Raw genomic sequence first — 20,285 nt, forward strand, 5'->3', positions numbered from 1 at the left:
AAGCGATTTATATGAAAATTACGTCAATTCCGTGAAATCCCGCGCCGGTAACCGGCCAATGCTGTTATCCACCGGTTAAACGCTGAAATTTAACATACTAACGACGAAAACGGGCAATTAGTTGCCTTGCGGTTTCTTGTGTTTCCGCAATTGCTGCAGCACCGCCTGCATGTCTTTGGGCAGGGGCGCCTCCAATTCGAAGGCCTGGCCCTTGCTATCCGTAAATCTGATGCGGAACGCATGCAGGGCGAGCCTGTTCAGCAAAGGTTTTTCCTCTTCAGTGAATTTTCCCAGCCTGAATTTCTTTTTGATGGCGCTCAGCAGCACGGGCTGACCATTACCATACAGCGGGTCCACGGCGATAGGGTGGCCGAGGTATTTCATATGCACGCGTATCTGGTGGGTTCTGCCCGTATGGATGCGCAATTGCACGAGGCTGTACAGCCCGAAGGTTTCCTGCACTTCGTAATCGGTAAGGGAGGGGCGGCCTTTGGCATTGGTCACCATTTTGCCGCGTTGCACGGGGTGCTCCATGATCGGGGCGTTCACGCTGCCGGACGGGTCGGTGAACTCGCCGTTGACCAGCCCGAGGTAATATTTTTCCACGTCCCGGCTTTCGAATAGCTGGGAAAGGGATTTGTGGGCGGCTTCATGTTTGGCGAAGATCACGATGCCGCTGGTGTCGCGGTCGAGGCGGTGCACGGTGAAGATCTGGCCGTAATGTTTTTTGAGAAGGGCTGAAAGGGCTTCCAGCTCGTTGTCGTGACGGTCGGGAATGGTGAGCAGGCCGGAAGGTTTGTTCACCGCCACAAAATCGTCGTTTTCGAATATGATCAGCTGTTCCAGTCTCATGGACGTATTTCAGAAAGGCGGCCTTGCTGTGTTTGCAAGGCCGCCGCCGGTTATTTAAAATGTTTGAGCAGGATCACTTCCTTTTCGGTCAGGAAGCGCCATTTGCCGCGGTTGACGTTCTTTTTGGTAAGACCGGCGTACATCACGCGGTCGAGTTTTTCCACTTTGTATTCCAGGTGCTCGAAGATGCGGCGCACGATGCGGTTTTTGCCGCTGTGAATCTCGATGCCGATCTGTTTTTTATCCTTGCTGTCTACGTAACCAAGCGCGTCTACCAGCGCCAGGCCGTCTTCCAGCGTAACGCCCGCGATGATCTTCTCGAAATCCGCTTTGGTAAGCGGTTTGTCGAGCTCAACGTGGTAGATCTTTTTGATGTTGTGTTTCGGATGGGCCAGTTTCTGCGCCAGCTCGCCATCGTTGGTGAGCAGCAGCAGGCCGGAGGTGTTGCGGTCCAGGCGGCCGACGGGGAAAAGCCTTTCTTCGTCGATGGCGTCTTCCACCAGTTCCATCACGGTCTGGCGGCCTTCGGGATCGTCTGTGGTGGTGATGTAACCTTTCGGTTTGTTGAGCAGCACGTACACGAGGTTCTTTTGCAGGAAGATGCGTTTGTCGTTGAGTTTCACCTCGTCTTTCGCGGTCACTTTAAACGCCGGCTCGATGATCTTTTCACCGTTCACCAATACCTTGCCTTCCTTGATGTAGTCCACGGCTTTGCGGCGGCTGCAGATGCCGCAGTGGGAAATGAACTTGTTCAGCGGCATCTCGTTGCTGTCGGCGGTTTCGCTGGCAGCGGTTTCTTTTACGATGCGTTTGCGCGTGCTTTTCTCTTTCTTTTTGCCGTGTATTTCGGCTTTGCGCTCGCTTTTGCGCGGGCGGTCGCCAAATTGTTCCTTTTCTTTTTTCCTGGGCTTGAATTCTTTGTTTCCGCGGTCTTCAAATTTCCTTTTCGGGCTTTCTTCTCCGTCGCCGAAAGTTCTTTTCGGTTTAAGTTCTTTATCGCCGAAGCTGCGCTTGGGGCGTTCTTCACGGTCTTCGAACTTCCTTTTCGGGCGGTCTTCTCCATCGCCGAAGGTTCTTTTCGGTTTAAATTCTTTATCGCCAAAACTGCGCCTGGGGCGGTCTTCGCGGTCTTCGGACTTCCTTTTCGGGCGGTCTTCGCCGTCGCCGAAAGTTCTTTTCGGTTTAAATTCTTTGTCGCCAAAGCTGCGTTTGGGGCGGTCTTCACGGTCTTCGAACTTCCTTTTGGGAAGGTCTTCACTATCGCCAAAGCTGCGTTTGGGCTTATCGTCCCCGCTGCCGAAGCGGCTTTCCCGGGATTTTTTTTCACCGGGCTTACCGGTGCTGTTTTCTTTGAAAGGTGTGAACCCTTTACGGGGAGCGGGTCTGCTTTTTTTCATGCTGTATGTTTATGTTGCTGCATTCCTGCAGTAGATACGATTTTAAACAGTTGCTTTATTTGCCAGCTGGCCGCAGGCGGCATCGATGTCTTTACCGCGGCTTCTGCGCAGGCGCGCGTTCACGCGGTGTTTGCCGAGGTATTCCATAAACGCTTCCGTGGCTTCGGGCGAAGGTTTCTGGAAACGCGCCTGGTCGATCGGGTTGTATTCGATGATGTTCACGAGATCTACCGGCACCTGGCGATAGATCTTGATCAGTTCGTCCGCATCTTTTTCCGAATCGTTGAAATCTTTGAAAAGGATGTATTCGAAAGATATTTCGTTTTGCGTGGCTTTGTAAAAATAATTCAGCGAATCCACCAGCACCTTTAGGTTGTTGGTTTCGTTGATCGGCATGATCTGGCTGCGTTTTTTGTCGTTGGCGGCGTGGAGAGACAGGGCGAGGTTGAATTTCACCTGGTCGTCTCCCAGCTGCTGGATCATTTTGGCTACGCCCGCGGTGGATACGGTGATCCTTTTGGGGCTCATGCCCAGGCCATCGGGTGACGTGATCTTTTCTATGGATTTCAATACGTTACGGTAGTTAAGCAGGGGCTCGCCCATGCCCATGTACACGATATTGGTGAGTTTTTTCCCGGAAGATTCGAGGGCCTGTTTGTTGATCAGGGCCACTTCGTCGAAGATCTCGTCGAATTCGAGGTTCCTTTTCCTGTCCATGAAGCCGGTAGCGCAGAATTTGCAGCTGAGGCTGCAGCCTACCTGGGAAGACACGCAGGCGGTCTGGCGGGTGCTGGTCGGTATCAGCACGCCTTCCACGAGGTGGCCGTCGTGCAGGCGGAAGCGGCTTTTGATGGTGCCGTCCGTACTGTGCTGGGTAGCGTCGATTTTGATGGAAGGGAACGAGAAGTTTTCTTCCAGCGCGGCCCGCAGGGGCTTGCTGAGATTGGTCATGCTTTCGAAATCAGGGGCCTGTTTCAGCCACAGCCATTCATAGACCTGTTTGGCCCTGAACGGCTTTTCGCCCATCTGTTCAAAAACTTCCTGGATTTGTGCCAGGCTCAGGTGCCTGATGTTCTGCTTCCTCGTCATCGCGCAAAGGTACGTCCATATTTCGGATTTGAGATTGGTCCGGCCGGTCGTAATACCGGATAGTTACCCTAAATTCGCAACTTTAACAATTTTGACGTTATGCAAACTGCTTATATAGTCGATGCGGTAAGAACGCCGATAGGCCGTTATGGCGGCAAACTGAGCACGGTGCGGCCGGACGATATGCTGGCGCTTATGCTCCGGAGCCTGTTAACGCGCAACCCTTCGCTGGACCCCGCTGCCGTGGAAGACGTGATCGCCGGCGCCACCAACCAGGCCGGGGAAGATAACCGCGACGTAGCCCGTATGGCCGTTCTGCTGGCAGGATTGCCCGTATCGGTAGCCGGCAATACCGTCAACCGCCTCTGCGCATCGGGCCTCCAGGCTATTATGGACGCTTCCCGCGCCATCATGTGCAACGAAGGCGACGTATACATCGCCGGCGGCGTGGAAAGCATGACCCGCGCGCCTTTGGTGATGCCGAAAGCCGAAGGCCCCTTCAGCCGCAAAACGGAGATGTACGATTCCACCATCGGCTGGCGCTTCACCAACCGGAAGCTCGCCGATATCTATTATCCCTTTTCCATGGGCGAAACCGCCGAAAACGTAGCCCGCGAATGGAAGATCAGCCGCGAAGACCAGGATAAATTTGCCTACGAAAGCCAGCTGAAATACAAACAGGCCTTCGAAGCCGGCAAGTGGCAGGACGAGATCGTTCCCGTGGAAATCACGCCCAATAAGGAAGAACAGGTGGTTTTCAGCAAAGACGAGCACCCCCGCGAAACTTCCCTCGAAAAACTGGCCGGTCTCCGCCCCGCCTTTGCAAAAGACGGCTCTGTGACCGCCGGCAATTCCGCCGGCATCAACGACGGCGCCTCCGCGCTGCTGATCGTGTCTGAATCCGCCCTTAAACGCTTCAACCTCAACCCGATAGCAATGGTGCGCTCTATGGCGGTAGCCGGTGTAGACCCCGCCATCATGGGCATCGGGCCGGTGCCGTCCACGGTAAAAGCGCTCAAAAGAGCGGATATTTCCGTAGCAGACCTGGACGTGATCGAACTGAACGAGGCATTCGCCTCCCAGGCGCTGGCCTGCATCCGCGAGCTGGGGCTGGACCCGGCGAAGATCAACTTCAACGGCGGCTCCATTTCCATCGGTCACCCGCTGGGCTGCAGCGGCGCGCGAATCACCACCACGCTGATGCATGAAATGAAACGCCGGCAGGGCGCAAAATACGGCCTGGCTACAATGTGCGTGGGCGTGGGGCAGGGCGCGGCGATGGTGTTTGAGAAGGTGTAACCATGAAAAGATCCAACTATGCTCTCGGCTTTGCGATGGCGCTGATCGGCGCCATGATGTTCTCCGCCAAAGCCATTTATGTGAAGCTCGTTTACCGCACAGAAGCCATAGACGCCATTTCCATGCTGGCGCTGCGCATGATGTTCGCCGTGCCTTTTTATATCGTTACCGCCGTCGTGCTTTACCGCCGCAGCGATAACGTAAAACTCACCGTCCGCCAGTGGGGCTGGATCGCCATACTTGGCTTTCTCGGGTATTACGCCAGCAGTTTGCTCGATTTCATGGGACTGGCCTATATTTCCGCGGGGCTCGAACGGCTCATTCTTTTTCTTTACCCCACTTTCGCATTGCTGATCGGCGCGGTCGGTTTTGGGAAAAAGATCTCCCGTACGCAGTGGATCGCGCTGCTGATCGCTTATGCGGGCATGGTGGTGGCTTTTGCGGGGGACGTGCAGCAGCAGTGGGACCCCGGCGTGATCACGGGAAGCATGCTGGTATTGGGTTGCGCCGTTACCTACGCGTTTTACATCGTAGGCGGCGGCGAAGTGATCCCCAAAGTGGGCTCTATGAAGTTTACTGCCTACGCGCTGTGTTTCGCCGCCATCGGCATTTTCACGCAATACTTCGTGAAACACGGCACGGAAGTGCGGCATTTCTCCGGGCATACGTACTGGCTGTGTTTCCAGATGGCGATCGTTTCCACCGTGATCCCCACATTCCTGACCAGTGAAGGCATCCGCAAGATCGGCTCGGGCAATACGGCGATCATCACCAGCATCGGGCCGGTGGCTACGATCGTGCAGGCTTATATTTTCCTGGACGAGCCCATCACCTGGCCGCAACTGGCGGGCACCGCCCTGGTGCTGGGGGGTGTACTGCTGATCGGTAAAAAAGGGAAGGAGAAGGCAATAAAAAACGAGCGGTAGAACACTAACATCCCACCGCCCGTTCATGGCAAGCAAAAAAGGGTATTCACAAACAAATCTGCTTCTCCGTCATCATCTTCCGGAGATTGATCAGGCCATATCGCATACGGCCCAATGCGGTATTGATGCTCACATTCGTGAGGTCGGCAATTTCTTTGAAACTCAGTTCCGCGTAATGACGCAGGATGATCACTTCGCGCTGTTCGCCAGGCAGCATGTCCAGCATGCGGCGCACGCTGTCGTGGCTCTGGCGGGTCATCATCTTCTCTTCGGCGCTCGGCTCGGAGAAGTTCAGCACGTTAAAAATGTCTTTGTCGTCGCCGGTTTTGATGATCGGCGTACGTTTGATCTTCCGGAAATGGTCCACACACAGGTTATGCGCGATACGCATGGCCCATGGCAGGAATTTCCCTTTCTCGGTGTACCGGTCCGCACGAATGGTATCGATGATCTTGATGAAAGTATCCTGGAAGATATCTTCTGCAAGAAAAGTGTCTTTTACGAGCAATACGATAGAGGTGAATAATTTGTCTTTATGGCGGTACACCAACTCTTCCAGAGCGGAAGAGTGACCCTTCTTGAACAGGTTGATCAGCTGTTCATCGTTCATTTTGTACATTACTTGCATATACGTCTACCAATAGCGGTTATTAAATAGTACGGACTTAACAGTCAGTAGGTTGTCAGTAGCGTAAAGTTTAAGCGATAATGTACAATTTTTAAGTTATGAATCTTTAACCGGGACTAGGTATAAGATGTCGGTTATTGCAAATATAACGGAATGTTTGAATAAAACAACACCGACCGGATAATTTTACTGCGAAAGATGTACGACGGGCAAGGCGTTCCGGATTTCGGGAAATTTCGCCCCCGGCAGACTGCCTCCGAATCCTTAAATTTGTGATCCTATGTGCGCAAAAGTAAAATCCAAGGAAGTTACCGTTGAACGTGAACCAGTTAGCTCGCCTGACCATATCTTTATCAAAGGTGCCAGGGTGCATAATCTCAAGAATGTCAGCGTATCCATTCCCAGAAATAAACTCGTGGTGGTAACCGGCGTGAGCGGTTCCGGCAAGTCCAGCCTTACCATGGACACCCTTTACGCCGAAGGCCAGCGCCGCTACGCGGAAAGCCTCAGCTCCTACGCCCGCCAGTTCCTCATGCGGATGAACAAGCCGGACGTGGATTACATCAAAGGCATTTGCCCGGCCATCGCCATCGAGCAGAAGGTGGTTACCCGCACCCCGCGGTCTACCGTAGGCTCCATGACCGAATTGTACGACTACCTGCGCCTGTTGTTCGCCCGGGCGGGAAGAACGTATTCCCCCGTGTCTGGCCAGCTGGTCAAAAAACATGAAGTGGCGGACGTGGTGGACTTTATCGCCCGCCTGCCCCACGGCAGCAAGGTGCAGATCCTCGTTCCTTTCCGCCAGCACGCCAACCGCAAACCGCTCGAAGAGCTGAATATCCTGATGCAGAAAGGGTTTTCACGCCTTTACCTGAACGGCGCGCTGGTGCGCATCGAAGACCTTCTGGAAGAAAAATCCCCTAAAATAGCCGCTTCCACCTATGTGCTGATCGACCGCATCGTGGTGAAAGATTTTGAGGAAGACGATAAACACAGGATCGCGGATTCCGTACAGACCGCCTTTTACGAAAGCGAAGGCGACTGTATCCTGGAAGTGGACGGCAAAATTTCCCAGACCTTTTCCAACCGCTTCGAGCTGGACGGCATCCAGTTTGAAGAACCGGTGCCGAATCTTTTTTCCTTCAACAACCCCTACGGCGCCTGCCCGACCTGCGAGGGTTTCGGCCAGGTGCTGGGCATAGACGCGGACCTGGTAATGCCAGACAAGCGGCTGAGCGTGTACGAAGGCGCTATCGCGCCTTGGAGGGGCGAAAAGATGGGAGAATACAAGGAAGCCCTGGTGAAAGCCGCCAGGAAATTCAATTTTCCCATACACAAACCCATCGCGGAGCTTACAGATGAGCAGGTAAAGCTGCTCTGGACGGGCAACGAGCATTTCTACGGCCTGAACGAGTTCTTCAAAATGGTGGAGCAGAACCTGTACAAAGTGCAGTACCGCGTGCTGCAGGCCCGTTACCGCGGCCGCACCATCTGCCCCACCTGCAACGGCGCGCGTTTGCGCAAAGAGGCGCTGTACGTGAAAGTGGGAGATGCCAGCATTGCAGAGCTCGTTGACCTGCCGGTGGAGAAGCTGAAAGTATGGTTCGACGGGCTGGAGCTGAACGAATACCAGCAGCAGGTGTCCAAACGTATCCTCGTAGAAGTGCATCACCGCGTGAAAACCTTGCTGGACGTAGGTTTGGGCTATCTCACGCTGAACCGCGTGGCGAACACCCTCAGCGGCGGCGAAAGCCAGCGCATCCAGCTTACCCGTACGCTGGGCAGCAACCTCACCAACTCGCTGTACATCCTCGACGAGCCGAGCATCGGCCTGCACGCCCGCGACACGCACCGCCTCATCCGCGTGCTGCACGAGCTGCGCGACCTCGGCAATACCGTAGTAGTAGTGGAGCACGACGAGCAGCTGATGGAAAAAGCCGATTACATCATCGACATGGGGCCGCTGGCCAGTCATCTCGGCGGCGAAGTGATCTTCGAAGGCACTTACCCTGAAATATTAAAAGACGGCAAAAGCCTCACCGGTAAATATCTCAGCGGCCATCTGCGCATCGATCCGCCGGCGCACCTGCGCAAGTGGAAACGCTCCATCAAACTGGAAGGCTGCCGCCAGCATAACCTGAAGAACATCGACGTGGAATTTCCGCTGGGCGTGCTTTGCGTGGTAACCGGCGTATCCGGCTCGGGGAAAACCACCCTCGTCAAACAAATACTTTACCCGGCGCTGATGAAGCTGAAGGGCGAATTTACCGACCGTGTAGGCAATCACCGCGCGATGAAAGGCGATATGGACCATATCACCCAGATCGAAATGATAGACCAGAACCCGATCGGCAAAAGCTCGCGCTCCAACCCGGTGACCTATATCAAAGCCTACGACGAGATCCGCGACCTGTACGCCAAACAGCCGCTGTCAAAAATGCGGGGTTTCCAGCCCAAACATTTTTCTTTCAACGTAGACGGCGGCCGCTGCGACACCTGCAAGGGAGAAGGCGAAGTGATCGTGGAAATGCAGTTCCTCGCAGACGTGCATCTTACCTGCGAAACCTGCGGCGGCAAACGTTTTAAAGAAGAGGTGCTCGAAGTGCAGTACAAGGGCAAAAATATTTACGACGTGCTCGAAATGGGCGTAGACGAAGCGATCGAATTTTTCAAAGATGAAAAAGACGTAGTGTCGAAGATCCGCCCGCTCAGCGACGTGGGGCTCGGTTACGTGAAACTGGGCCAAAGCTCGGACACGCTTTCCGGCGGCGAGGCCCAGCGTGTGAAACTCGCGAGTTTCCTCGGCAAAGGCAAAGCGCAGGGACATATCCTGTTCATATTCGACGAACCGACCACGGGGCTTCATTTTCACGATATCCGCAAACTACTGGCGAGTTTCAACGCACTGATCGAACAGGGCCACAGCGTGCTGGTGATCGAGCATAACCTCGACGTGATCCGCAGCGCAGACTGGGCGATAGATCTGGGGCCGGAAGGCGGCGAAGGCGGCGGAAACCTGCTGTACGCGGGTGTTCCGGAAGGCATGAAAAAAGTAAAGGAAAGTTATACCGGGAAATTTTTGTGATGGACTATGCAACGATCGCCGTGCTGGCCATCACCTTTCTCGCTACCGTGATACGATCGACCTTTGGGTTCGGGGAAGCGTTGATCGCAGTTCCCCTGCTGATCTTCTTTCTCCCGATCGATATTGCCGTTCCGCTCTCCGTGCTGTTATCGGTTTTTATCGCTTTGGTGGTTGTGGTACAGGACCATAAAAAGATCCACCTGAGCAGCGCCAAATGGCTGATCCTGTTCGCGCTTCCCGGGATTCCGCTGGGGATCGTAATCCTGCTGTACGCGAACGAATTTTGGGTGAAGATCGGGCTGGGGACACTTTTGATCTTTTACTCCCTGTATTCCTTATTGGGAAAAAGCAAGATCAGTCTTCCGAAAGACAACATGTTCTGGCTTTTCATATGCGGTTTCGCATCGGGGGTCTTCGGCGGCGCTTATGGCATCAATGGCCCTCCCCTGGTGGTGTATGGCAATATGAGGCGATGGAGCGCAAAACATTTCCGGGCTACGTTGCAGGCCTATTTTTTGCCGGCGAGCCTTATCGGCATCATCGGGTATTTTGCGAAAGGGCTTTTAACCGCCGAAGTCTGGAAGTATTTCCTGTATTCGTTGCCGGTTACAGTACCGGCGATATTCCTGGGGCGATATTTTAATCACCGGTTAAAAGACGATTCGTTCTTCAAATATGTTTACTGGGGTTTGATCCTGATCGGGATCATTTTAGTGGCGGATACTTTCGTGCAATAAAAAAGGCAAACCCGCGCGGGGCTTACCTTTTTTGAATATCGTTTAATGAAACGCCTATCTCAGTCGGTCAAGGCTTTTGATAAGTTTTTCGTCTTTATAGATCCCTCTTGCCGCCAGGAACAGGCAGACGGTCATTACCACGGGGAGAAATGCCGGCAGCAGGTAATTGGCGCGCAGGTTGGAGGCGCCGTTCTCTACGAGTTTGTTGGCCGTGTTCTGCACGCCGAGGTAGATCAGCACCAGGATGCCAATGGAGAGCAGGATGTTCAGCACGGTAAGCCTGAACTGCAGCTTGCGTTTTTTGTAGAGGAAAATGGTGACCAGGCTCAGGATGGTGCTGAGCATCAATACCGTGAATATCAGATAACTGGAAGCGGCGTTGAAAATTTCCACTGCGGCGGTTGCTCCTTTAACATAGGTAGCTTTCCAGAGATCGAAACTTCCCATTACGCCCCCCGCGATGGCGGCAAGCAGCAGAAAAAGGCTTTGGATGCGTTGTATCATGATATTTGCGTATGTTTAACAGCGTAAAAGTAAATAATTATTGTGAACCTGCACGAACGGACTGGGCCCCGTTCCTCCGATACTTCGTATATTGCACGCCCAATAACAATCTTATATGGCTAAGAAACTGAACAAGCAGGACGCCCTCGATTATCACGCGATGGGCAGGCCCGGCAAGATCGAAGTTATACCTACGAAAGACACCAAAACCCAGTGGGACCTTTCCCTCGCCTATTCTCCCGGCGTCGCGGAGCCCTGTAAGGAAATAGCCGCAGATGTTGAAAATGTTTATAAATATACCGCCAAAGGTAACCTCGTTGCCGTGATAAGCAACGGCACCGCCGTGCTCGGCCTGGGAGACATCGGCCCCGAAGCCGGCAAACCCGTGATGGAAGGGAAAGGCGTACTGTTCAAAATTTTTGCGGACATCGATGTGTTTGATATTGAACTGAATACGCGGAACGTAGACGAGTTTGTTCGCGTGGTGAAAGCCATGGAACCGACTTTCGGCGGTATCAACCTGGAAGACATCAAAAGCCCGGAATGTTTTGCTATTGAAGAACGGCTGAGAAAAGAACTGAAGATCCCCGTGATGCATGACGACCAGCACGGCACCGCCATCATTTCCAGCGCGGCATTGCTGAATGCGCTGGAGCTGGTGAAAAAGAAAATAGAAAAAGTGAAGTTCGTGGTGAACGGCGCGGGCGCCGCCGCCATGGCCTGCGTACGGCTCTACGTCTCGCTGGGCGCCAAACCGGAGAACTTCATCATGTTCGATAAAGACGGCGTGCTCAACCGCCAGCGCACCGATCTCGACGACATGAAACTGGTGTTCGCCACTGCTTCCAAAGTAACCACCCTGTCCGAAGCAATCAAAGGTGCGGACGTATTCGTGGGGCTTTCCGTAGGCAACGTGGTAACCGAAGAAATGGTGAAAAGCATGGCGAAAAATCCCATTGTGTTCGCCATGGCAAATCCCGATCCGGAGATCGCGTACGAAACCGCCATCAATTCCCGGAAAGACGTGATCATGGCCACCGGCCGGTCCGACTATCCCAACCAGGTGAACAACGTGCTGGGTTTCCCCTACATCTTCCGCGGCGCGCTCGACGTGCGCGCCACGCAGATCAACGAAGCCATGAAACTCGCCGCCGTTCATGCTTTGGCCGATCTCGCCAAATCGCCCGTGCCGGACATTGTGAACCTGGCCTATAACGAGCGCAACCTCGTGTTCGGCCCCAACTATATTATCCCGAAACCGCTGGACCCGCGCCTGCTCAGCACCGTAGCGCCTGCCGTGGCAAAAGCCGCCATGGACAGCGGGGTGGCGCATGCGCCCATCACCGATTGGGATGCCTACAAAGTAGTGCTCAACAACCGCCTCGGCCTGGACAACCAGCTGTTCCGCGTGATCGGCTCCAAAGCCCGCAAAGACCCGCGCCGCGTAGTGTTCGCGGAAGCGGACAATATCAAGATCCTGAAATCCGCGCAGGTCGTAAGCGACGAAAATATTGCCATCCCCATATTGCTCGGTAACGAAAAACGCATCCGTCAATTGATGCTCGAAAACAGCATTGAGATAGACGACGTGGTGATCATCGACCCGAAAAGCGACGAAATGGCCAGCAAACGCCATCACTTCGGCGAATTGTTCTTCAAAAAACGTCAGCGCAAAGGCATGAACCTTTACGAAGCGAAAAAGATCATGCGCGAGCGCAACTATTTCGGTTGTATGATGGTGGAAACGGGAGAAGCGGACGCGCTCATCTCCGGTCTCACCCGCAAATATCCTGACACCATCCGACCCGCATTGCAGGTGATCGGCATGGAAGAAGGGGCGAAACGCGTGGCCGGCATGTACATCATCAACACCAAACGCGGCCCGCTTTTCCTGGCGGACACAACCGTGAACCTCAATCCCACCGCGGAAGAGCTGGCGGACATCACCTTGCTTGTAGCCAAGGAAGTACGGCAGTTCAACATCACGCCGAGGATCGCGATGGTATCGTATTCCAACTTCGGTTCCAGCCAAACCCCCGAAGCGCAAATGATGAGCCAGGCACGCGAGATCGTGAAAAGAAAAGACCCGGCGCTTACCGTAGACGGCGAGATCCAGGCGGCGATGGCATTCAACAAGGAAATTCTCAAAGACAATTATCCTTTCTCCGAACTGATCGGCGAAGACGTGAACACGCTCATCTTCCCCAACCTCGCCGCAGGCAACGTGGCGTATAACCTGTTGCAGGAAGTGGCCGGTTTCGACGCCATCGGCCCCATCCTGCTCGGCATGAAAAAACCCGTGCATATCCTGCAATTGGGCTCTACCGTAAGGCAGATCGTGAACGTAGTGCTGATAGCGGTCGTAGACGCACAAACGAAATGCCGCAGGGAAGCGGAAACGAAGAATGGGAAGAAAAAATAGGGAATATTGTAAAATTACGGTTAACGATGGTGCGGAATCCCGCGCCATTCGTATTTTACACCCGTAACCAAATATACCTACTGAAAAATGAAAAAAATAGTAACCATGTTGGCCTGCCTTTTCCTTGCGCAGGCAGTTTTCTCTCAAACGCGCCCGACGCCCGAAAAAGTGAAAGAGCTGATGCAGCTCACCGGCGCCGCCAATTTAGGCATCCAGATGATGAACAACATGATCGTGGAGTTCCGGAAACTCGCCCCGCACGTGGATTCCACGTTCTGGCAGGATTTTATGAAAGAAGTGGACGTGGATGAAATGGAAAATATGGTGATACCCGTCTACCAGCAACATTTCACCGCCGCGGATGTGGACGGGTTGATCGCGTTTTACAGATCGGAGCTGGGCCGGAAAATGGTTAGCAAGCTGCCGCTGGTTACGCAGGAATGTTACAAGATCGGTCAGCAGTACGGCGAAAAGCTGGGCAAGCGGGTGGTTGAAAGGCTAAAGGCCGAAGGCATAGATCTCAAAAAGGAGGGAGCGCCGTTGTAGTCCGGGAGATTAAAAACCGCCCGGACGCTTCCGGGGCGGTTTTTCTTTATTGTGCAAGCGGATAATTCGTAAATTTCGGGATGCAATCCATCTCCCGAAAAAAAATATTTTTCCCGCTGAACCCCGCTTTCAGGAACTACCTGAAGCTGTACGAACGGGAAGTAAAGCTGCCGCTCAGCTACGAGGAGCTGAAATATTACGACTACGGCATTCCCGTGTACGACAAGCTGGGCAAAGACACGCTCTGGGAATCGGTGATGTACCCACAAAGCATGGTAGGCCCCATTCATGCCGGGCTCAAACGCATTTATTCCATCCTGAAAGCCGGCGGCGACCAAGCGGCCGAAGAGCACCTGCACATCGAGCGGATCGACTATTGTACTTTCGGCAACAGTCACCCTTTCCGCATCAAGATCGTGAACAATTACAACGAGGTATACGATTATTTTTACATCAAGATAGCCGACGCATCGCGCATTTACGGGCTGGAGCTGGAGCATATCCTCAGCCCGTACTGGATGAACTTCCTGGTAGACGGCAACACGCTGGTGGAAGAGCACATTGCCGGCGTGCCCGGCGACCAGTTCGCCAAAGATTATCTCGACCGGCCCGAGTTCAACCCGAAACGTATCGCCAAAGAATTCGTGAAATTCAACGAGCGCTGTTTTGTGCGCCTGCTGGGAGACATGCGGTCGTACAACTTCATCTTCGACATCACTCCAGACTTCGACGACGTGCAGTTCCGCATCCGCGCGATCGATTTCGACCAGCAGTTTTATGAAGGCAAAAAAACGCTGTACATGCCGCAGTTCTTCAAAGAAAACCGCGTGTTCGTAGAGCTGGCCATGAAACACCTGAACGCGGAAGTGGTGAAACAATACCAGCAGGAAGAACGTTCGCTGATCGCGCGGCGCATCAAAGTGCAGCGGCATCGCATCAAAGACCTGCGCGACGTGATCATGACGGACCGTGTATCCTTCCCCGGTAAGATCCGGCAGCTGGGCGAAGAGCTGGCCCAGCATTACCACGACGCGGTGTTCGCCCGTTGCAATACGATGGGCGAAATTATCGAGCGGAGCCTGAAACGGCTGCTGGTGGGCAGTCTCCGATAAATAGCATTCAAATTGTTTTTCCCAGTATCTTTGACAAGTTATGGAGTTCAGATTTTTTTATCATTTCGGCAGGTACCTGCTGATGTTGAAAGGAATGTTCAGCCGCCCGGAGAACATGCGGATGTATTGGAAGGAATTTATGAAACAGTGTGTGGACATAGGGTTTGGCTCCCTGGGCATCGTGGTGATCATCTCCCTGTTCCTCGGGGCGGTAACCACGGTTCAAACGGCTTACCAGCTGGTAAGCGGCTTCATTCCCAAATCCACCATCGCGCAGGTAGTGAGAGACACGCTGATACTCGAGCTGGCGCCCACCATGGTGTGTATCGTACTGGGCGGGGTGGTTGGTTCCAAAATAGCGTCGGAGTTGGGGAACATGCGTATTTCCGAGCAGATAGACGCCCAGGAGATCATGGGCATCAATACCAAGGCTTATTTGATCGGCCCGAAAATACTGGCCGCCATCATCACGATCCCCGCGCTGGTGATCATCGCCGCGTTCCTGGGCATTTTCGGCGGGCTGGAAGCGGGCAAAATGAGCGGCATCATTTCCCATGAACAGTTCATGCAGGGCCTCAGGGCCTCGTTCGACGGCTATAACGTGTTTTTCGCGCTGAGCAAGGCCTACACGTATTCCTTCATCATTTCCAGCATACCGGCTTATTACGGGTATAACGTGACCGGCGGCGCGCTGGAGATCGGGCGCGCGAGCACTACCGCCGTGGTGGTGAGCTGCGTGCTGATATTGTTTGCAGACTACGCGCTGGCTGCACTGTTGCTTTAATAAACCCACAAGACACGAAGAGATGATAGAATTGAAAAACATCCGGAAAAGCTTTGGAGACAAGGAAATACTTAAAGATGTGTCCGCCAACATGGAGCCGGGGAAAACCAACCTCATCATCGGCGCCAGCGGCAGCGGAAAGACCGTGCTGATGAAGTGCATGGTGGGGCTGATCAAGGTAGACAGCGGTACGGTGCTGTACAACGGGCAGGATTTTACCGCGATGGACGATGTGGAAAAGAAACCCATCCGGCAGGAGATCGGCATGCTGTTCCAGGGCTCCGCCCTGTTCGACAGCATGACCGTGGAGCAGAACGTCATGTTCCCGCTGGACATGTTCTCCACCATGAGTTATAAAGAGCGCCGCAAGCGGATGCAGGAATGCCTGGACCGCGTTGAACTGAAAGACGCCAATAAAAAATTCCCCGCCGAGATCTCCGGCGGGATGAAAAAGCGTGTAGGCATCGCCCGCGCCATCGTGCTGAACCCGAAATACCTTTTTGTGGACGAGCCCAACTCCGGCCTCGACCCGCAAACCTCCCTCATTATCGACAAGCTCATCAAGGACATTACCGTGGAATACAACATCACTACCGTGGTGAACACCCACGATATGAACACCGTGATGGAATCCGGCGACCACATCATTTACATGCACCAGGGCAAAAAACAGTGGGAAGGCAGCAATGAAGACATCATTTTCAGCGAAGACAAACTGCTGAACGACTTCATTTTCGCGTCCGAGTTTTTCCAGGACATCAAGGAGATGCGGAAGATGGAGATATTCCGCGACAAAAACTGGCGGGCCAAACAGGCCGGCGGCGGCAACAAATAGTTAATATTCTTCAACTAAATGGCCTTTCCTTTTCTTTTTCGCCCTTATCCGTTATTTTTGCCCCACTTAACGTAAAAAAATTAATTAAATCAAGCGCGATGAGTGTTTTAGTAAATAAGCATAGTAAAGTGATCGTGCAGGGATTTACCGGAACTGAAGGTACTTTCCATGCCACACAAATGATTGAGTACGGCACCAACGTGGTAGGTGGCGTGACCCCCGGCAAAGGCGGCAGCAGCCACCTGGACCGCCCGGTATTCAATACCGTGGCTGACGCTGTAAAAGCGACGGGCGCGAATGTATCCATCATTTTCGTGCCGCCGGCATTCGCCGCTGACGCGATCATGGAAGCCGCCGATGCCGGCATTGCGCTGGTGGTTTGTATCACAGAAGGCATCCCGGTACAGGACATGGTGAAAGCCAAGAATTACCTGGTAAATCATAATACCCGCCTGATCGGCCCGAACTGTCCGGGTGTGATCACCGCGGAAGAAGCTAAAGTAGGCATCATGCCCGGCTTCATCTTCAAAAAAGGCCGTGTAGGCATCGTGTCCAAATCCGGCACGCTTACTTACGAAGCGGCAGACCAGGTGGTGAAAGCCGGCCTGGGCGTATCTACCGCCATCGGTATCGGCGGCGACCCGATCATTGGCACCCCCACCAAAGAAGCGGTGGAATTGCTGATGAACGATCCCGAAACCGACGCCATCATTATGATCGGCGAGATCGGCGGCAGCATGGAAGCTGAAGCTGCGGAATGGATCAAGGCAAACCCGCGCAAACCCGTGGTAGGCTTCATTGCCGGCCAAACCGCGCCCGCAGGCCGCCGTATGGGCCACGCCGGCGCCATCATCGGAGGTGCGGACGATACCGCTGCCGCTAAAATGAAGATCATGCGCGCCTGCGGCGTTCACGTGGTAGACAGCCCGGCAGACATCGGAAAGAAAATGGCAGAAGTGCTGAAAGGCGTACCCGCCTGATTCACCAGGCGGTGAAAATATACGAAGCCCCGTTGCATTGGCAGCGGGGCTTTTTTGTAAGACGGGCTAATTGGGTAAGTTTATGGGTATTTTATGCAGCAATACGATTACATACTTGTAGGCCAGGGCATTGCCGGCACTATGCTTGGCTGGTTCCTGCAGCAGGCCGGGCAGCAGGTGCTGGTGTTCGACGACGCCCGTCCCGCCAGCGCTTCCCGCACCGCGGCCGGGATCATCAATCCCGTGTCTGGCCGCAGGTTTGAAACGGCATGGTTATACGATATGATCTACCCGTTTGCCGGAAAAACGTACCGCGCCATGGAAAACGCCTTGCAGATCAGCTGTTTCCACGAAAGGGACATCTGGAACGTTTGGCCCTCCGCGCAAATGCGCGATGCTTTCGCCGCCTGCCCCACGCCGTATTCGCAACAGCCGCGGGAAATACGCTACGCGGAAGAACTGCAGCAGCCTTTCGGGGCGGGCATCGTAAAAGGGGCCAATGTGCAGCTGGGCGCGTTGCTGCCCGCCTGGCGCAAGACCGCCGATGTACGCACGGAACATTTTGATACGGAAAAACTGGTGCTGAAGGAAGAAGGCGTGGAATATGAAAACCTCCGCGCCAAAGCCGTCATTTTCTGCGAAGGCGTGGAAAGCCCGCGGAACCCCTGGTTTGGCAAGCTGAAGTTCCTCCCCAACAAAGGCGAAGCGCTGATCGTAGCACTGCCTTTCGAGACGACGGACATCATCAAAAAAAGCATCACCCTCGTACCGCTGGACAACGAACGGTATTGGGCCGGGGCCACATTTTCCTGGGATTACGCCGATGCCGCGCCCACGGCGCCCGCCCGCGAAACGCTGGAAAACCAGCTGCGGCAGTTGCTGAAAACGGATTACCAGGTGCTGGACCATCTCGCCGCCATCCGCCCGTCCGGGCCGGACAGAAGGCCCATGGCCGGTTTGCATCCGCGTTTTCCGCAGGTGGGCATTTTCAACGGGATGGGCTCGAAAGGCTGTTCCCTCGCGCCGTGGGCGGCGGACGTTTTGGTGAAAAACCTGCTGCAAAAAGCCCCGCTGCCGCCGGAAATAGATATTAAACGGTATTTTAATGCCTTGAGGTAGATTTTCAGCCTTCCAAAGCTTATCTTTGACCTCCTTTATCAATACAGAAAAGCATAGTATACAATGTACAGATCGCACACATGTGGAGAATTGCGCATGGAGCATGTAGGCCAGCCGGTGACGCTGGCGGGATGGGTGCAAACCGTCCGCAAGTTTGGAAGTATCACATTTGTTGACCTGCGCGACCGCTACGGCATCACGCAGCTGCTGCTGGGTGAATCGCTCAATGCCCAGCTGGATGCTCAGCCGCTTGGCCGCGAGTTCGTTATCCAGGTGAAAGGTACCGTTACCGAACGTACCGCCAAAAACAGCAACATCCCTACCGGCGATATTGAAATAACCGCTTCGGAATTTATCGTGCTCAACGGTTCCAAAACACCGCCTTTCACCATCCAGGACGAAACGGACGGCGGCGATGAACTGCGCATGAAATACCGTTACCTCGACCTTCGCCGCAACATCGTAAAACAAAACCTCGACCTCCGCTACAGGGTGAACCGCTCCGTGCGGAATTTCCTTGACAGCCGCGGGTTTATGGATATAGAAACGCCGGTGCTCATCAAGTCCACGCCGGAAGGCGCCCGCGACTTCGTGGTGCCCAGCCGAATGAACCCCAACCAGTTCTACGCGCTGCCGCAATCGCCGCAAACGTTCAAACAACTGCTGATGGTAAGCGGCTACGACCGTTATTACCAGATCGTGAAATGTTTCCGCGACGAAGACCTCCGCGCCGACCGCCAGCCCGAGTTCACGCAGATCGATTGTGAAATGAGCTTCGTGGACCAGGAAGACATCCTGTCCAATTTCGAGGAAATGACCAAACACGTGTTCCGCGAGATCAAAGGCATCGAGTTTCACGAGCCGTTCCCCCGCATGACCTGGGACGATGCGATGAAATATTACGGTAACGACAAGCCGGACATCCGTTTTGAAATGAAACTCGTAGACTTCGACGAAACCGCCCGTGGCAACGGTTTCAAAGTATTCGACGATGCGGAACTGGTAGTAGGTATCAATGCTTCAGGTTGTTCCGAATATACCCGTAAACAGCTGGACGAGCTTACCGAATGGGTGAAACGCCCGCAGATCGGCATGAACGGCCTGGTGTACATCAAATACAATACGGACGGCTCGCTGAAAAGCTCTGTGGACAAGTTCTTCAACGAAAGGGGACTGCAACTTTTCGCGGACCAGTGCCAGGCCAAACCGGGCGACCTTATCCTGATCCTGGCCGGTAAAGAAGAGCGCACCCGCAAAGCCATGAGCGAACTTCGCCTCGAAATGGGCGAGCGCCTCGGCCTTCGTAATAAAGACGTGTACAAACCCCTGTGGGTGATCGATTTCCCGCTGTTCGAATACGCGGAGGAAGACAACCGCTGGGTGGCCCGTCACCATCCTTTCACCGCGCCGAAGCCCGAGCACATCCACCTGATGGACGACCTATCGAAATACGGCCAGATTAAAGCCAACGCGTACGACATCGTGCTGAACGGCACCGAGATCGGCGGTGGTTCCATCCGTATCTTCCAGCGCGACCTGCAGGAGAAAATGTTCTCCGCACTCGGCATGAGCAAAGAAGAAGCCGCGCATAAATTCGGCTTCCTGCTGGGCGCATTCGAATACGGCGCGCCTCCGCACGGCGGCATCGCTTTCGGTTTCGACCGTTTCTGCTCCCTGCTGGGCGGCAGCGAAACCATCCGCGACTTCATCGCGTTCCCGAAGAACAACTCCGGCCGCGACGTGATGCTGGATGCACCGAGCGAAATAGACCAGCCGCAGCTGGACGAACTGAAACTTTCCCTGTTGAAATAAGCCGGAAAAACGATAAAAAAAGTCGCCTGTTTGTAGTGCCCCCAAAAAGTTGGACACTTTTAGGGGGCATTTTTTATGGATAGACGAACAAAGTTCAGTTTTGAGGAGAAGTTGGTGGTAGTACGCCGTGTACTGAAAGGGATGGAATCAGCTAAGGC

At 54.0% G+C, this 20,285-nt stretch carries 17 protein-coding genes; 12 read left to right on the forward strand and 5 right to left on the reverse strand.

The features are described 5' to 3' along the window. Window positions 1-117: 117 nt before the first annotated feature. Genes J7I43_RS14465 through rlmN form a run of 3 tightly spaced genes read right to left on the reverse strand, consistent with a single transcriptional unit; the run spans window position 118 to window position 3,338 of the window. On the reverse strand, window positions 118-852 hold the full coding sequence (locus tag J7I43_RS14465) for an RluA family pseudouridine synthase (RefSeq protein ID WP_209146392.1): 735 nt from the start codon (window positions 850-852) through the stop codon (window positions 118-120). A gap of 50 nt (window positions 853-902) precedes the next feature. Next, a complete protein-coding gene (locus J7I43_RS14470; RefSeq protein ID WP_209146393.1) occupies window positions 903-2,249 on the reverse strand; it encodes a pseudouridine synthase in 1,347 nt (448 codons plus the stop codon). A gap of 42 nt (window positions 2,250-2,291) precedes the next feature. Continuing rightward, entirely contained in the window at window positions 2,292-3,338 is a 1,047-nt protein-coding gene (rlmN, locus tag J7I43_RS14475; RefSeq protein ID WP_209146394.1) for a 23S rRNA (adenine(2503)-C(2))-methyltransferase RlmN, read from the reverse strand. A gap of 99 nt (window positions 3,339-3,437) precedes the next feature. Between rlmN and J7I43_RS14480 the strand changes: the two genes are divergently transcribed. Both J7I43_RS14480 and J7I43_RS14485 read left to right on the forward strand, forming a co-directional pair. Then, a complete protein-coding gene (locus J7I43_RS14480; protein ID WP_209146395.1) occupies window positions 3,438-4,637 on the forward strand; it encodes a thiolase family protein in 1,200 nt (399 codons plus the stop codon). A 2-nt stretch (window positions 4,638-4,639) separates the two neighbouring features. Continuing rightward, window positions 4,640-5,563: a DMT family transporter gene (locus tag J7I43_RS14485; protein WP_209146396.1), complete on the forward strand. Its 924-nt coding sequence runs from the start codon at window positions 4,640-4,642 to the stop codon at window positions 5,561-5,563. Between the two features lie 46 nt (window positions 5,564-5,609). Here J7I43_RS14485 and J7I43_RS14490 read toward each other — a convergent pair whose 3' ends face one another. After that, window positions 5,610-6,191, reverse strand: coding sequence for an RNA polymerase sigma factor (locus J7I43_RS14490; RefSeq protein WP_209146397.1), 582 nt, complete (start codon window positions 6,189-6,191; stop codon window positions 5,610-5,612). Window positions 6,192-6,471: 280 nt separating this feature from the next. Here J7I43_RS14490 and uvrA point away from each other — a divergent pair, with 280 nt between their 5' ends. Further along, on the forward strand, window positions 6,472-9,276 hold the full coding sequence (gene uvrA, locus J7I43_RS14495; protein ID WP_209146398.1) for an excinuclease ABC subunit UvrA: 2,805 nt from the start codon (window positions 6,472-6,474) through the stop codon (window positions 9,274-9,276). Continuing rightward, a complete protein-coding gene (locus tag J7I43_RS14500; RefSeq protein WP_209146399.1) occupies window positions 9,276-10,013 on the forward strand; it encodes a sulfite exporter TauE/SafE family protein in 738 nt (245 codons plus the stop codon). Before uvrA ends, J7I43_RS14500 begins: the two co-directional genes overlap by 1 nt. A 54-nt stretch (window positions 10,014-10,067) precedes the next feature. On the opposite strand, the gene J7I43_RS14505 is transcribed toward J7I43_RS14500, so the two are convergent. After that, a complete protein-coding gene (locus tag J7I43_RS14505) occupies window positions 10,068-10,517 on the reverse strand; it encodes a DUF4293 domain-containing protein (protein ID WP_209146400.1) in 450 nt (149 codons plus the stop codon). A gap of 115 nt (window positions 10,518-10,632) precedes the next feature. On the opposite strand from J7I43_RS14505, the gene J7I43_RS25085 reads away from it, so the two are divergent. The 8 genes from J7I43_RS25085 to aspS all read left to right on the forward strand — a co-directional run bounded on the left by J7I43_RS25085 (window position 10,633) and on the right by aspS (window position 20,127). Beyond that, window positions 10,633-12,939, forward strand: a complete 2,307-nt coding sequence (locus J7I43_RS25085; RefSeq protein ID WP_209146401.1) for an NADP-dependent malic enzyme — start codon at window positions 10,633-10,635, stop codon at window positions 12,937-12,939. A gap of 87 nt (window positions 12,940-13,026) precedes the next feature. Beyond that, entirely contained in the window at window positions 13,027-13,485 is a 459-nt protein-coding gene (locus J7I43_RS14515; protein ID WP_209146402.1) for a DUF2059 domain-containing protein, read from the forward strand. 80 nt (window positions 13,486-13,565) lie between these two features. After that, on the forward strand, window positions 13,566-14,597 hold the full coding sequence (locus tag J7I43_RS14520; protein ID WP_209146403.1) for a hypothetical protein: 1,032 nt from the start codon (window positions 13,566-13,568) through the stop codon (window positions 14,595-14,597). Window positions 14,598-14,637: 40 nt separating this feature from the next. After that, complete coding sequence (locus J7I43_RS14525) at window positions 14,638-15,381, forward strand: MlaE family ABC transporter permease (RefSeq protein ID WP_209146404.1); 744 nt, start codon at window positions 14,638-14,640, stop codon at window positions 15,379-15,381. 22 nt (window positions 15,382-15,403) lie between these two features. Beyond that, complete coding sequence (locus J7I43_RS14530; protein WP_209146405.1) at window positions 15,404-16,216, forward strand: ABC transporter ATP-binding protein; 813 nt, start codon at window positions 15,404-15,406, stop codon at window positions 16,214-16,216. Between the two features lie 98 nt (window positions 16,217-16,314). Then, complete coding sequence (gene sucD, locus J7I43_RS14535) at window positions 16,315-17,196, forward strand: succinate--CoA ligase subunit alpha (protein WP_209146406.1); 882 nt, start codon at window positions 16,315-16,317, stop codon at window positions 17,194-17,196. Between the two features lie 93 nt (window positions 17,197-17,289). Further along, a complete protein-coding gene (locus tag J7I43_RS14540) occupies window positions 17,290-18,315 on the forward strand; it encodes an NAD(P)/FAD-dependent oxidoreductase (RefSeq protein ID WP_209146407.1) in 1,026 nt (341 codons plus the stop codon). 63 nt (window positions 18,316-18,378) lie between these two features. After that, entirely contained in the window at window positions 18,379-20,127 is a 1,749-nt protein-coding gene (aspS, locus tag J7I43_RS14545) for an aspartate--tRNA ligase (RefSeq protein WP_209146408.1), read from the forward strand. Window positions 20,128-20,285 lie beyond the last annotated feature (158 nt).

Source organism: Chitinophaga chungangae (assembly GCF_017742215.1).
GTDB classification, from domain to species: Bacteria; Bacteroidota; Bacteroidia; order Chitinophagales; family Chitinophagaceae; genus Chitinophaga; species Chitinophaga chungangae.